Origin of the sequence: Bacteroides sp. 3_2_5, assembly GCF_000159855.2 — a bacterium.
GTDB lineage: Bacteria > Bacteroidota > Bacteroidia > Bacteroidales > Bacteroidaceae > Bacteroides > Bacteroides fragilis.
On record NZ_JH636043.1, the window covers coordinates 293010 to 307543 of the forward strand.

The 14534-nt window shown below is 47.0% G+C and carries 12 protein-coding genes and 1 pseudogene; 9 read left to right on the forward strand and 4 right to left on the reverse strand.

The genetic code is table 11. The features are described from left to right. The first annotated feature begins 92 nt into the window (after positions 1-92). The 6 genes from BSHG_RS18740 (at position 93) to BSHG_RS18720 (ending at position 8483) form a co-directional block, all read left to right on the forward strand. Positions 93-1727: an ABC-F family ATP-binding cassette domain-containing protein gene (locus BSHG_RS18740; protein WP_008657453.1), complete on the forward strand. Its 1635-nt coding sequence runs from the start codon at positions 93-95 to the stop codon at positions 1725-1727. Between the two features lie 118 nt (positions 1728-1845). Continuing rightward, positions 1846-2121: a hypothetical protein gene (locus tag BSHG_RS18735; protein WP_005817374.1), complete on the forward strand. Its 276-nt coding sequence runs from the start codon at positions 1846-1848 to the stop codon at positions 2119-2121. A 225-nt stretch (positions 2122-2346) separates the two neighbouring features. Further along, on the forward strand, positions 2347-2751 hold the full coding sequence (locus tag BSHG_RS21065; protein WP_008657459.1) for a DUF6769 family protein: 405 nt from the start codon (positions 2347-2349) through the stop codon (positions 2749-2751). Between the two features lie 171 nt (positions 2752-2922). After that, entirely contained in the window at positions 2923-4140 is a 1218-nt protein-coding gene (locus BSHG_RS18730; RefSeq protein ID WP_008657461.1) for an efflux RND transporter periplasmic adaptor subunit, read from the forward strand. A 58-nt stretch (positions 4141-4198) separates the two neighbouring features. Then, entirely contained in the window at positions 4199-7285 is a 3087-nt protein-coding gene (locus BSHG_RS18725; RefSeq protein ID WP_005790618.1) for an efflux RND transporter permease subunit, read from the forward strand. A 19-nt stretch (positions 7286-7304) separates the two neighbouring features. Beyond that, a complete protein-coding gene (locus BSHG_RS18720; RefSeq protein WP_005790620.1) occupies positions 7305-8483 on the forward strand; it encodes a TolC family protein in 1179 nt (392 codons plus the stop codon). A 163-nt stretch (positions 8484-8646) separates the two neighbouring features. On the opposite strand, the gene BSHG_RS18715 is transcribed toward BSHG_RS18720, so the two are convergent. The 4 genes and pseudogenes from BSHG_RS18715 to BSHG_RS21070 form a co-directional block, all read right to left on the reverse strand. After that, the gene (locus BSHG_RS18715) at positions 8647-9687 is read right to left on the reverse strand and encodes a family 43 glycosylhydrolase (protein ID WP_005797938.1); all 1041 of its coding nucleotides are present in this window, start codon (positions 9685-9687) and stop codon (positions 8647-8649) included. A 65-nt stretch (positions 9688-9752) separates the two neighbouring features. Beyond that, positions 9753-10502, reverse strand: coding sequence for a hypothetical protein (locus BSHG_RS18710; protein WP_008657464.1), 750 nt, complete (start codon positions 10500-10502; stop codon positions 9753-9755). A 35-nt stretch (positions 10503-10537) separates the two neighbouring features. Next, positions 10538-11956, reverse strand: a complete 1419-nt coding sequence (locus BSHG_RS18705; protein WP_008657465.1) for a methyltransferase RsmF C-terminal domain-like protein — start codon at positions 11954-11956, stop codon at positions 10538-10540. Beyond that, positions 11953-12523: pseudogene (locus tag BSHG_RS21070) on the reverse strand (ORF6N domain-containing protein). Before BSHG_RS21070 ends, BSHG_RS18705 begins: the two are co-directional and overlap by 4 nt. Positions 12524-12641: 118 nt before the next feature. Between BSHG_RS21070 and BSHG_RS18700 the strand changes: the two are divergent. From BSHG_RS18700 to BSHG_RS18690, 3 genes are read left to right on the forward strand one after another with little or no spacing between them, the layout of a single operon-like run. After that, a complete protein-coding gene (locus BSHG_RS18700) occupies positions 12642-13268 on the forward strand; it encodes a DUF6249 domain-containing protein (protein ID WP_005790632.1) in 627 nt (208 codons plus the stop codon). Then, positions 13268-13816, forward strand: coding sequence for an RNA polymerase sigma factor (locus BSHG_RS18695; protein WP_005790634.1), 549 nt, complete (start codon positions 13268-13270; stop codon positions 13814-13816). The genes BSHG_RS18700 and BSHG_RS18695 overlap by 1 nt, the downstream gene beginning before the upstream one ends. Beyond that, on the forward strand, positions 13800-14129 hold the full coding sequence (locus BSHG_RS18690; protein WP_005790636.1) for a DUF5056 domain-containing protein: 330 nt from the start codon (positions 13800-13802) through the stop codon (positions 14127-14129). Before BSHG_RS18695 ends, BSHG_RS18690 begins: the two co-directional genes overlap by 17 nt. Positions 14130-14534: the final 405 nt, after the last annotated feature.

A 14534-nucleotide genomic window follows, 5' to 3' on the forward strand; every position in this document is an offset into this window, starting at 1 on the left:
GCTTTTTATTTCATCTTATTCGATTCAGCCCGCAAGGTATAAAAAAAATCATAGATTTGATTATCTTTGCGGCTAAAATTTAAAGAAGCGATATGATTTCAGTAGACGGACTGGCCGTGGAATTCGGCGGAACCACATTATTTAGCGATATTTCATTTGTTATTAACGAAAAAGACCGCATCGCGCTTATGGGAAAGAACGGTGCAGGTAAGAGTACCCTACTCAAGATTCTGGCAGGCGTACGTCAGCCTACCCGTGGCAGGATATCTGCTCCCAAAGAGTGCGTCATAGCCTATCTGCCCCAACATTTGATGACAGAAGACGGGCGAACGGTTTTTGAGGAGACTGCCCAGGCCTTTGCCCATCTGCACGAAATGGAAGCTGAGATAGAACGCATGAACAAAGAGCTGGAGACACGCACAGACTATGAGAGCGACAGCTACATGGAACTGATAGAGAACGTGTCGACTCTCAGCGAAAAGTTTTATGCCATCGACGCCACCAACTACGAAGAGGACGTAGAAAAGGCACTTCTCGGATTAGGCTTCATGCGCGAAGATTTCCACCGCCAGACCAGTGACTTCAGCGGTGGATGGCGGATGCGTATCGAGCTGGCTAAACTTTTATTGCAAAAGCCGGATGTGCTTTTATTGGATGAACCGACCAACCACCTGGACATCGAGTCTATTCAATGGTTGGAAGACTTCCTGATCAATAACGGAAAGGCAGTAATCGTCATCAGTCACGACCGCAAATTCGTAGATAACATCACTACCCGTACCATCGAGGTGACTATGGGACGCATTTACGATTACAAAGTGAACTACTCCAAATATCTGGAATTACGCAAAGAACGTCGTGAACAGCAACAGAAAGCCTACGAAGAACAGCAGAAATTCATTGCTGAAACCAAAGATTTCATCGAACGTTTCAAAGGTACCTATTCAAAAACACTCCAAGTGCAAAGCCGGGTAAAGATGCTCGAAAAACTGGAAATACTGGAAGTGGACGAAGAAGACACATCGGCATTGCGTCTGAAGTTCCCGCCTTCACCCCGTTCGGGCAACTATCCCGTCATTATGGATGGTGTAGGCAAGAGCTATGGTGATAAAATTGTCTTCCGCAACGCCACTCTGACAGTAGAACGCGGTGATAAGGTGGCATTTGTCGGCAAAAACGGTGAAGGTAAATCGACACTGGTGAAATGCATCATGAACGAAATAGAGCATGACGGAACACTGACTTTAGGGCACAACGTACAGATAGGATACTTTGCCCAGAATCAGGCATCGCTTCTGGATGAAAACCTGACTGTATTCCAGACAATCGATGATGTAGCCAAAGGCGAAATACGTAATAAAATACGCGACCTGCTGGGAGCGTTCATGTTTGGCGGACCGGAAGAGTCGATGAAAAAAGTAAAAGTACTCTCGGGAGGTGAACGTACCCGCCTGGCCATGATCAAACTGTTGCTGGAACCTGTGAATCTGCTGATTCTTGACGAACCGACCAATCACCTTGACCTGAAAACCAAAGATATCCTGAAACAGGCATTGAAAGATTTCGACGGTACACTGATCGTAGTATCACACGACCGTGACTTCCTGGACGGACTGGTGACCAAGGTATACGAATTCGGAAACCAAAAGGTGACCGAACATTTATGCGGTATCTATGAATTCCTTGATAAAAAGAAAATGGATTCGTTACGTGAATTGGAGAAATGATATCTCCGGATCTTATTCCCGTAAATTTAATATTCGATAACTAACATACGGCAACTTTTACCTGTTAAGTAAAACAGAGAAGTACAAAACCCATTTAATCAATTAAAAAAGAAACCGTATGAAGAAATTAGTTTTCTGTGCTGCTTTTATCGCAGCAATGTGCATGGCAGGCACTACTACTGCCCAAGCTCAGGACGTAAAAAAGAAAGAAGTCAAGAAAGAGCAATGTGACAAAAAAGACAGCAAAGCATGCTGTAAAAAGGAAGAAAAAGCATGTTGCAAGAAAGAAGCAGATAAGAAAACAACTGACGGATGTAAACACAAAGCTGATTGCAAGGCTAAAGCCGGATGCAAAGACAGCAAATGTACCAAAGACAAAGGAGGCAAAAAATAACAAACGTTTCCGACATTTCATTTAAGACAGGTATGTCGAAACTCACCACAGAGGACACAGAGTAACATGGAGTCGATTTTCGGTCGTTGATCATTAACAAAAAAAGGCTCTGTGATACTCCGTGGTAAAAAGTACGACGCATCTGTCTTTTTGTTTTTTAAGTAACACTGTTTGTTTTTTATCCAATGATAGACTATCTTTGCCTCGCAATAATCTAAATTAAGAATGAGGAATAAACGGTACATAGTCTCTTTTCTCCTTTTCATCAGCATGATCATGCTGGTCGTACCTGTTATCCCCCATCATCATCATGCCGATGGCGTGATTTGCATGAAGAACGACTTGACACCGGAACCCCAGTGTCCTAAACATTATCATCATCCAGGCAACGATTCGTGCTGCAATGACGGATGTATGACACGCCTCAACTCACCAACCCCTTCCGTACAGGCAGACAATAATCCTCATTACCTATTTACTGCCATCTTATTTACGGACTTTATCATAGAGAATTTATTCAGGCCCCAGGAGCGACGTATTAAGAATTATTACGCATACCGGGAGTCTCTCCACGGTACGGCTGTCAACCGTGCATTTGGCCTTCGTGCCCCTCCATACCCTGTTGTATAGGCTTCTAAGCCACATTTCGTAAGGTTAGGAATATCCGGACGGTTGGTTTAAAACCAACGGGAAGTTCCTTTAAAACCAACGACGCCTTGGGTTTAAGCCAAAGGTCTTTGGGTTTGAAACCTACAGAAGCTCACTTTTCCGAATCATTAAAAGTAAAGAATTTATATCATCATGAAGAAACTTATCTTTATGGGAATCCTCGGATTGTTTATCTTGGGTTCCTGCAACAGTAAATCGGGTGGCAACCACGAAGGCCACGACCATGGAACAGAAGCACACGACCATGAACACGAAGGCGAAGACCATGAAGGACATGATCACGAAGGTGACGAACACAGCCGGAGCAGTGAACCGGCTACCGGTCACAGTGACGAAATCATTCTGCCGAAAGCCAAAGCAGAAGCAGCCGGAGTGAAAACAAGTATTATAGAACCGGAAGTATTTGAACAAGTGATAAAAACAAGCGGACAAGTACTGGCCGCACAAGGTGACGAATCCGTAGCAGTAGCCACCGTAGCAGGAGTAGTCAGCTTTCGCGGTAAAGTGACCGAAGGCATGAGTGTAGGCAAAGGTACTGCACTGGTGACCATTTCATCCAGTAACATTGCCGATGGTGATCCCGTACAACGCGCCCGTATCGCTTACGATATATCCAGAAAGGAATATGAACGTATGCAAGCGCTGGTAAAGAACAAAATCGTATCCGACAAGGAATTCGCACAAGCCGAACAGAATTACGAAAATGCCCGGATCAGCTATGAGGCCCTTGCCAAGAATCATTCGGCAGGAGGACAGGCCGTAACCTCTCCCATCTCAGGATTTGTAAAAAACATCCTGGTGAAAGAAGGTGATTACGTAACCATCGGCCAGCCATTGGTCAGCATCACTCAAAACCGTCGCCTCTTCTTGCGTGCCGAAGTTTCGGAAAAATACTATCCGTCTCTGCGCACCATCGGTTCGGCCAATTTCAAAACTCCTTATGACAATAAGGTATACGAACTGAAAGAACTGAACGGCCGTCTTTTGTCATTCGGTAAATCGGCAGGAGAAAATTCGTTCTATGTACCGGTCACTTTCGAATTTGATAATAAAGGAGACATCATCCCGGGCTCGTTCGTTGAAGTATATTTGTTGTCGTCTCCCATGGAGAACGTACTGTCGCTTCCCCGCACGGCGCTGACCGAAGAACAGGGGCTTTTCTTCGCATACCTGCAACTGGATGAAGAAGGGTATAAAAAGCAGGAAGTCACCCTCGGAGCCGACAACGGCAAGAGCGTACAGGTACTTTCGGGTATCAAGGCCGGTGACCGGGTAGTGACCCAAGGGGCCTACCAGGTGAAACTGGCTTCGGCAAGTAACGCAATACCTGCACACAGCCACGAACACTAACGACAAGGCGCCACAGCCTGGTTTCGATGTGGTGCATAACAACTAACGAAAAAAGAATATGCTAAATAAAATCATACATTTCTCACTTCAGAACCGTATCTTGGTACTTGTAGCCTCGGTACTGTTACTGATTGGCGGAACTTATACCGCCATGCATACCGAAGTAGACGTGTTCCCCGACCTGAATGCACCGACGGTGGTCATCATGACCGAAGCCAACGGAATGGCAGCCGAAGAGGTGGAACAACTCGTGACTTTCCCCGTTGAAACAGCCGTAAACGGTGCCACCGGTGTGCGCCGGGTACGTTCATCTTCCACGAACGGATTCTCTGTCGTATGGGTAGAATTCGACTGGGGAACCGATATATACCTCGCCCGCCAGATTGTAAGCGAAAAGCTGGCCATCGTAGGTGAAGAACTGCCTTCAAATGTAGGCAAACCGACACTGGGTCCCCAATCCTCCATTCTGGGCGAAGTCCTGATTATCGGATTAACCGCCGACTCGACCTCCATGCTCGACCTGCGTACCATTGCCGACTGGACCATACGTCCGCGCCTGCTCTCTACCGGAGGTGTAGCACAGGTAGCTGTATTGGGAGGAGAGTTAAAAGAATATCAGATTCAACTCGATCCGGAACGTATGCGTCATTATGGCGTATCTATGAATGAGGTGATGACCGTCACCCGCGGCATGAACCTGAATGCCAACGGAGGTGTACTTTATGAATATGGTAACGAATACATTGTGCGTGGTGTACTCTCCACCGCAAACATAGAACAACTGGGTAAAGCGGTAGTAAAGAGTATCGACAGCGTACCTGTACTGCTGGAGGATATCGCTGATGTCCGGATCGGACCGAAAGCCCCCAAACTGGGAACGGCTTCGGAAAGAGGGAAACCTGCCGTACTGATGACCGTCACCAAACAGCCCGCCACCAGTACTCTGGAGCTGACCGACAAACTGGAAGCTTCGTTGCAAGACCTCCGGAAGAATCTTCCACCGGATGTAAAGGTATCTACCGATATCTTCCGTCAAAGCCGTTTCATCGACAGTTCCATCAGCAATGTAAAGAAGTCCCTTTTTGAAGGCGGTATCTTTGTAGTCATCGTCTTATTCCTGTTCCTTGCCAACGTGCGAACCACGATTATTTCGCTGGTGACCCTGCCGCTCTCACTGCTGGTATCCATCCTGACTCTACATTTCATGGGACTGACTATCAATACCATGAGTCTGGGAGGTATGGCCATCGCCATCGGTTCGCTGGTAGACGATGCCATTGTCGATGTAGAAAACGTATACAAGCGCCTGCGTGAAAACCGTCTCCTCCCGGAGAATGAACGTCTTTCGGTCATCCAGGTGGTATTCAACGCCTCCAAAGAGGTCCGTATGCCTATCCTGAACTCTACACTGATCATTGTGGTCAGTTTCGTACCTCTCTTTTTCCTTTCCGGTATGGAAGGACGCATGCTGGTTCCGCTGGGCATTGCCTTCATCGTAGCATTATTTGCCTCGACGATAGTGGCATTGACCCTGACCCCGGTACTTTGCTCCTACCTGCTGGGCAAAGAAAAAGGTGATAAGCTTCCGAAAGAAGCATTCGTAGCCCGCTGGATGAAAGGGGTATACGAAAAAGCACTGACTTGGGTGTTAATTCATAAACGCCTGACCTTGGGAAGCACCATCGGACTGTTCATCATTACCCTGGGATTCTTCTTCACGTTGGGACGCTCGTTCCTCCCTCCATTCAATGAAGGTTCATTCACCATCAACATCAGTTCGCTGCCGGGCATCTCACTCGAAGAGAGCGATAAGATGGGACACCGTGCCGAGGAACTTCTGCTCTCTATCCCCGAGATACAGACAGTGGCCCGCAAAACCGGACGTGCCGAACTGGACGAGCATGCTTTGGGAGTCAACGTCTCGGAAATAGAGGCACCGTTTGAACTGAAAGATCGTTCGCGCAACGAACTGATGGCAGACGTACGCGAAAAACTGGGTACTATCACCGGAGCAAACATCGAGATCGGACAACCGATCAGCCACCGTATCGATGCTATGCTCAGCGGTACCAAAGCCAATATCGCCATCAAACTGTTTGGTGACGACCTGAATAAAATGTTCTCACTGGGCAATCAGATAAAAGAAGCCATCGGCAATATCCCCGGCATTGCCGACCTGAATGTGGAACAACAGATTGAACGCCCGCAGCTCAAAATCACTCCCAAACGTGAAATGTTGGCTAAATACGGCATTACCCTGCCGGAATTTTCGGAATACATCAATGTGGCACTGGCCGGAGAGGTGATTTCGCAGGTTTACGAACAGGGTAAGAGTTTCGACCTGATTGTGAAAGTAAAGAATAACTTCCGTGACGAAGCCGAAAAGATACGCAACCTGATGGTCGACACCCAAGACGGTAAAAAAGTGCCCCTGAGTTATATTGCCGACGTAGCCTCGTCCATGGGGCCGAATACCATCAATCGCGAAAACGTAAAACGTAAGATCGTGATTTCCGCCAATGTAGCCGACCGCGACTTGCGGAGTGTGGTCAATGACATCCAAAAGCAAGTGGACGAACAAATCAAGCTCCCCGAAGGTTATCATATCGAATATGGTGGTCAGTTTGAAAGCGAACAGGCAGCCAGCCGTACATTGGCACTGACCTCCTTCATGTCCATCGTAGTGATCTTCCTGCTGCTGTATCATGAATTCCGCAGCGTGAAGGAATCGGCAGTTATCCTGATAAACCTGCCGCTGGCACTGATCGGCGGTGTGTTTGCCCTGCTGATCACAACCGGCGAAATCAGTATTCCGGCCATCATCGGTTTCATTTCGTTGTTTGGTATCGCTACCCGTAACGGTATGTTGCTTATCAGCCATTACAACCACCTGCAACAGGTAGAAGGTTTGGGAGTATACGAAAGCGTAATCCGCGGATCACTCGACCGTCTGAACCCGATTGTTATGACAGCCCTTTCGTCTGCCTTGGCACTGATACCGCTGGCATTGAGCGGAAGCCTGCCCGGTAACGAGATTCAGAGTCCGATGGCAAAAGTGATTCTGGGCGGTCTGCTCACATCGACTTTCCTGAACGGATTCATTATCCCGATTGTTTACCTGATGATGAACGGAAAAAGAAAATAATAAGAACTTCAATAATTATATGAAACGAATAACCATACTTGCCGCTACCCTCTTCGCGCTATCCGGACTGCAAGCGCAAACCGGTATAGACGGGGTGCTGCGCAACATTGAAACCAATAATAAAGAGTTGCAAGCCAATGCGCAATTGATTGCCTCTCAAAAACTGGAAACCCGGACAGACAACAATCTGCCTGATCCGACTCTTTCGTATGCCCATTTGTGGAATAATAAAGACAAGAATAATACGATCGGAGAACTTGTAGTCTCCCAGAGCTTTGATTTTCCGAGCCTGTATGCTACCCGCAATCAACTGAACCGGCTGAAAGCCGGTGCTTTTGACGGGCAGAAGAGTGTATTCCGTCAGGGCATCCTGCTACAGGCAAAAGATGTGTGCCTGGATATCATCATGCTACGAAAGCAACAGCAGATACTGACCGAACGGCTGCGAAACGCCGAAGAGCTCTCAGCCATGTACGCCAAGCGTTTGCAAACAGGAGACGCCAATGTAATCGAAACCAATAAGATCAATCTGGAATTGCTGAACGTGAAGACAGAAGCGTCACTAAACGAAACTGCTTTACGCAATAAGATTCAGGAACTGACTGCACTGAACGGAAACATACCGGTCGTGTTTGAAGATGCTGACTATCCGGCTGTCATCTTCCCTTCCAACTACGAAGAACTGAAAACTGAAGTCCTGGCATCGGACTATACCCTCCAGGCACTCAACAGCGAAAGTGCCGCTGCCCGCAAACAGATTGCGGTCAACAAGTCGCAATGGCTACCCAAGCTGGAACTGGGTTACCGTCGTAACACTGAATCGGGCGAGCCGTTCAACGGAGTTGTAGTAGGGTTCTCGTTCCCACTATTCGAGAATCGCAATAAAGTAAAGATAGCTAAAGCCCAGTCGCTCAATGTCGACCTGCAAAGGGCTAATACTTCGGTACAGGTAGAATCGGAACTGACCCAGCTCTATCGTGAAGCCCATACCTTGCGTACTTCAATGGAAGAATACGAGAAGACTTTTCAGGCGCAACAGGACTTATCCCTGCTGAAACAAGCATTGACGGGCGGACAAATCAGTATGATAGAATACTTTGTAGAAGTATCGGTAGTCTATCAGAGCAAACAGAACTATCTGCAACTGGAGAATCAGTACCAGAAGGCAATGGCAAAGATATATAAGAATAAACTGTAGAGAAGGAGGAATGTGCCAAAAATTGTATTCACCACAGATTACACGGATTAACACAGATAAATATCTCTGATTATCTGTTGATTAATTTCATTCTGTGTTAATCTGGGTAATCTGTGGTGAATTATGGCACACCCGGTTATAGCTCTTGCCCGTTCATTGTTAGTTATTCCTCCATATCGGGCAAATAGAAATTAAACTCAGGCGAACGGTCTGCCACCAACTGCCCGTCCTTTATCAACAATTCTGCCACCTGTGCCGACGAACGGCGCAAATGATAAGGGATGTTACCGTCTTCATCTTTGGTCTCTTCGGAATGTGCCTTACGCCCGGGATGGGTAAAATAGATAACATAAGCCTTATCTCCTACCACAACCACATCACCATGCGCACCGCTCGGCGTATCTTCGGGACGGGTACCGGGTTTATCTAGAATCACTCCCTGCTTCTCCCATGTGGTGGCATCTTTTGAACGATACACACGCATGCCGTGCCATTCGTCGGTAAGCATCCAGTAATAACCTCCGAAACGGAATACCTTAGGCCCTTCCTGGCGACTCTGGTCAATCACCGGTGTATCATTCAGCGTCCAGTGGAACAGATCATCACTTTCTGCCGTCATGATAGCCGCATTACGGGTTTCATCTTTATACCAGGCACGCCATTTTCCATCGGGCATCCGGAAGAAAGTCGCATCGATCGTTTTATCGGATGACAGCTTCACAAAGCCTTCAAATTTCCAGTCCCACATGTTCTTACTTGTATAGTGAGCCATGCGCGCATGTCCGCCCCAATCGGTTCGTACCCCCTCGATATAAGATACGAACAAATGATATACCCCATTGAAGTTTACCACCTCCGGAGCCCAGAAAGTGTTCTTTCCTCTCTCCATATTGAGGTCGAGTACTCCACGATAAACCCACGTCCTGCCATGGTCACGGCTGGAAGCGATACCGATATCATTTCCATAGCAATAAGCTACGTTCCCGGCATTCACATTGGCCCGGCGCTGTGTATACAGCATCCACCAACTGCGGTCTTCTTTATTCCAGACTACGACCGGATCGGCTACTCCGTCATAAACAGGATCTCTGTAAAGAGGAGCCGGAGCAGTTTGTTTCACCTCTTCGGGATTTCCACCCGTCATTTGTGCGGATACGAACCCGCTGCATGCCAACAGGCATGACGCAATCATTGTTCTAATCATTTGTGTTTTATTTTGAGAATTAAGTTTGTGTCTGTCAGCCGCTCCGTCACGGAGCGGGCACGAATTTAAAATATCCGGTATGATAACTGGAAGTTAAGCACAGGATAAGCTTTAAAGTTTTTCAGGAACTTATTGAAACGGCTCAGGTCCTGATCGATCGCCTCTTCCACAATCTTTCCGGTAGTGGCTTCAATCTTCGGATTACCATGGAACATAGCTCCCAATTCGAACTTGAACCCTACGCGTGAATGAGCTACCGAACGTCCGAATCCAATACCTACATAAGGTTTCACGGCATTGGTCTTCAAAGCTGCTTCCACACGTCCGTCCGCTCCCGGCTCGATAATGATATCTCCCACCTCTATCCGTTCGTCTGTCTGTCCCGATACTTTCAGGATGGATGAAGTACCGAACAGCAGTCCGGCGGTCACATGAAAGACGGATCTCTTGAATGGAAAATAGTCGAGCAAAAGCATGCCGTTTGTCATATTTGCTTTTGCTTTCAGAGGAACGGTATAGTATTTATCCGGATTGTAACCGGTACGAGTACCGGCATCCTGAATCAACTGATCATCACGAATTCCGTCATAATCGTAATTACACTTGAACTTCAGTAAAGAGAATCCGGCACGAAGTCCCAGATAGTCATTCAACGGAGCAGCAACCTGGAGTCCTCCCCCCAGTGTTCCGGCATTCAGCGAAACGGATAAATGGCTGAAAGGCTTCACCTTATCCGGTCCCGTCTGGGCCATAACCGGGATGCCGACAACAAAGGCAACCAACCCAATTAAAAAACGACAGAAGTTTGTTTTCATAAGTAAGTTTGTTTGTGTGAATAATAAATTAACTGTCACAGAGTTCGTATGTCATCAGGCAGATATCCGCTTCGGATACGCCACTCCTGCGGATAAAGATTGTTGGCGCGATTGCCGATGTTCTTCACAAATCCCAAAGGAATCTCTTTATAAGTGACCAGTACATAACCTTTGGGAACAGAAGGCGGAAGGACGATAGCCTCTTTCCGCAGATAGGCGATGGCTTGTTCGTAAGTCAATGCTTCGGTTGAAAAAACCGACGTTTTCAACAGACGACTCATAGCAAGTCCATGTGCGGGAATCAGATCTTTGCCTTTTACTTCAGCCACTTCCGTACCGGCCTGGACGATGCGGAGAGACTGACGAAGCAGTGCCAGATCATTTTGGTAGTACACCGGAAAAGCAGTAATCGCAGTGCCGTTCACCAATAGATTATATTCGTCGGAAGACGCCAACCAACTTTTGGCAATAGCCAGATTTTCTTTAGATACAGGTGAAGCAGCAGTGTCCCCCTTCGATTTCTTTTTCTTCGGAGAAAAAAGATCTGTATCCGCCTCCCTGTCTTCTTCCGGCTTACGAAGAGCGGCGAGAAAGAAACCTTCTCCCTGAGTCTTATGAGGCAAGAAACGATAGACAGGTGCATCGACCCCGACAAGCAAGCTACCGGTAATGTTCCACTCCGCGGGAACGGCAAGCGGTAACGGCTCAGCACCGAACTCCTGCCTGATCCAGGTAATATTCTCTTCGTCTTCGCGCGTATTATAGGTACAAGTACTGTATATCAGGATTCCTCCCGGCTTCAGGCAAGGCCAGATGTCAGTGATAATCCTGCGTTGGCGCTGCCAGCAAATCTCTACATTCTCGGGACTCCACTCTTCTATGGCACCGGGATCTTTACGGAACATTCCCTCGCCCGAACAAGGCACATCCGTCAGTATGACATCGAAAAAAGAACCGATCCGGGAAAAATCAGAAGGATCGTTATTGGTAACCACAACATCGGCATATCCCCATTTCGTCAGATTTTCCGCCAGTATCTGCGAACGGTTGCGAATCACCTCATTGGCTACCAGCAGACTACCTTCGGGCAATACACTGCGGGCATGGGTCGACTTTCCACCGGGAGCGGCACAGAGATCGAGCATCTTGACAGGGGTTGTAACGTAACGGCGGAGCACCTGTTCCACAAACATCGACGAGGCTTCCTGCACGTAATAACATCCGGCATGAAAAAGGGGATCGAACGTAAACGTCAGGCGTTGGTTCAGATAATAGCCTTCTGCCGCCCAGGGGATACGTCCTGAGATGGATGAACAGGCAGCTAAACCGGGAAACTTACTGTTCAGCCGGACACTGGCAGGAGGTTCTTGCTCCAAGGCAACAGACAATTCTTGATACTCTTCATCTCCCATCAACGCACGGGTCGATTCGATAAATGATATAGGTAATTTCATTTTTCCTTATTATAAGATATAAAACCGATCGGATTACGAGTTTTTCCGCCTGCCTGTTTGTCTTTGGCCTGCAATTCAGCAATTGCCTGATTAATTAATTCAAGTTGCATCCTCGTATCTTCATTAATATCATTGTAATCGGCAAATGCCGCTTCTACATATTCTTTTAACTCTTTTATTTCATCTTGCAGCCTGGTGATGTCATTCACCGGAAGAGCCGAGACCAATTGGCGGACAGCTACAAAAGCTCGCATAATGGAAATATTCACTTCGATGGCGATCACTGTTTAACACTCCGGAGAGCATGGCCAGTCCTTGCTCGGTAAAGGCAAAGGGAAGTTTACGGGTACCTCCCCAACTTGATATCACAATTTGTGACTTCAAGATTTCCCATTCTTCCGTATTCAGCCGGAACATAAAATCCGTAGGAAATCGTTTGCTGTTCCTCTTTACAGCCTGATTCAGGACATGGGTTTCCACCTGATATAATCCGGCCAAATCAAAGTCCAACATCACTTTCTGTCCCCGTATCCCGTAAATCTTGCTCTGTATGATCTGCAGTTCCATCACTTTTGTGTATTAATACCTGCAAATATCAAAAATATTTCGTCTCTTTGCAACTTTCTGTGGCATGAACTACGTCTAACAGACAAATAAACAAAAACAATTAAAAAACAACAGTAATATGAAACGTATCATTATCGCTTTGATGGTAGCCGTAACTTTCTGTTCGCTGGCAATGGCACAGAACCCAACCATCACCCAAGACAACAAGAACTCTTCCGACTCCACCATCGTGACCGAATACACTGACATAGTGGACAGCAGTACGGTTGACACCGACTACCAAAGCAGCAGTTTCGACTTCGGCAATGAATTTCCGTTCAACATAGACAAAGGGGCCATTAACGGAGGCATACTGACAGGATTGGTAGTTATCATACTGATATTCGGATTCCCCTTCTTTATCGTATTCATCGCCTTCTACTTCCGGTATAAAAACCGGAAAGCAAAGTACAGACTGATGGAACAGGCACTGGCAACCGGACAACCTCTGCCGGAAGGTATCTTCAAAGACACTCTGCCGCAGGACTACCGGACGAAAGGTATCAAGAACATCTGTACCGGAATCGGACTGTTCATCTTCCTCTGGGCCATCACAGACGAATTCAGCATAGGATGCATCGGATTGCTGGTGATGTTCACCGGAATCGGACAGTGGATCATCTCACGCAATCAACAGCATGAACGGCCGGAAGACCCTTTCACACGCCCTACACACAAAGACGAAACTTTGAATGAACAAAAATAATGAGCCAGCTCAATGATATATCGTTAGTCGCACAGGTCGTGGTGTTCAGAAACACCAGGGCCTTCGACCAATTGGTACAGAAATATCAGTCGCCTGTACGGCGCTTCTTTCTGAACCTGACCTGCGGCGACAGCGAACTGAGCGACGACTTGGCACAAGATACGTTTATAAAAGCCTACACAAACATTGCAAACTTTAAAAATCTCTCAAGTTTCTCAACATGGCTTTACAGAATTGCTTATAACGTATTTTATGATTATATTCGCAGCCGAAAGGAAACAACAGACCTGGATGCCCGCGAGGTAGACGCTGCCAATAGTACCGAACAAGTAAACGTGGGTGAACAGATGGATGTTTACCAATCACTCAGAACGCTGAAAGAAATAGAACGCACCTGCATCACTCTGTTCTATATGGAAGACGTAAGTATAGACAAGATTGCGGGAATAACGGGGTGCCCGGTAGGAACGGTCAAATCGCACCTTTCAAGGGCTAAAGATAAATTAGCTATTTACTTAAAACAAAACGGTTATGACGGAAACAGATGATAAACTCCTGAAGCAATTCTTCGGCGAGCAAAAACAGGAAATAGAAGACAACGGATTCAGCCGCCGCGTCATGCGTAACCTCCCGGGACGGAACCACCGGCTGGTTCAGGCATGGGGAGCAGCCTGCGCAGTAGTATGCGTCATTTTGTTCTTCACTTTGGGAGGTCTGCAAGCCACCATCAGTACACTGCGCGAAGTATTTGTCTCGATGGTCCAGCAAAGTGCCACAACAGGATTCGACCCGAAATCCCTGTATATCGCCGCCCTGGTACTTGCCTTCTTCGGGGCGCGCAAGGCATGGTCGATGGCATAACACGCAGAGATCATACGAAAGCAATGCAGGATATTCAATATAACTGCCCGAAAAACAGACGAAAAACTTGCTTTCGGACTCGGGATGTACTATCTTTGTAAACAAGATACATACAATATATTCAATTTAATATGAGGTAAAAGGGAGAAGTTTCAGCTTCTCCCTTTTTTTTATGGTATCATCGGCAAGTCTTCCGGCAGACGGTGTGTCCGGAGAGAATAGACGGTATCTTGGGGGGCGGAAGACGTTGAGTTTTCGCTAAAAGCAGTAATCATTCACCTCCGAAGCCCGGTTCTTCGACCCGATACCATCAGGAGATAAATGATTATCTCCTGATGGTATCGGAAGTTACTCCTATTCTTTTCCAAAGAAGTGCCAAATTGTTAATCTATACTAAATCTGCTC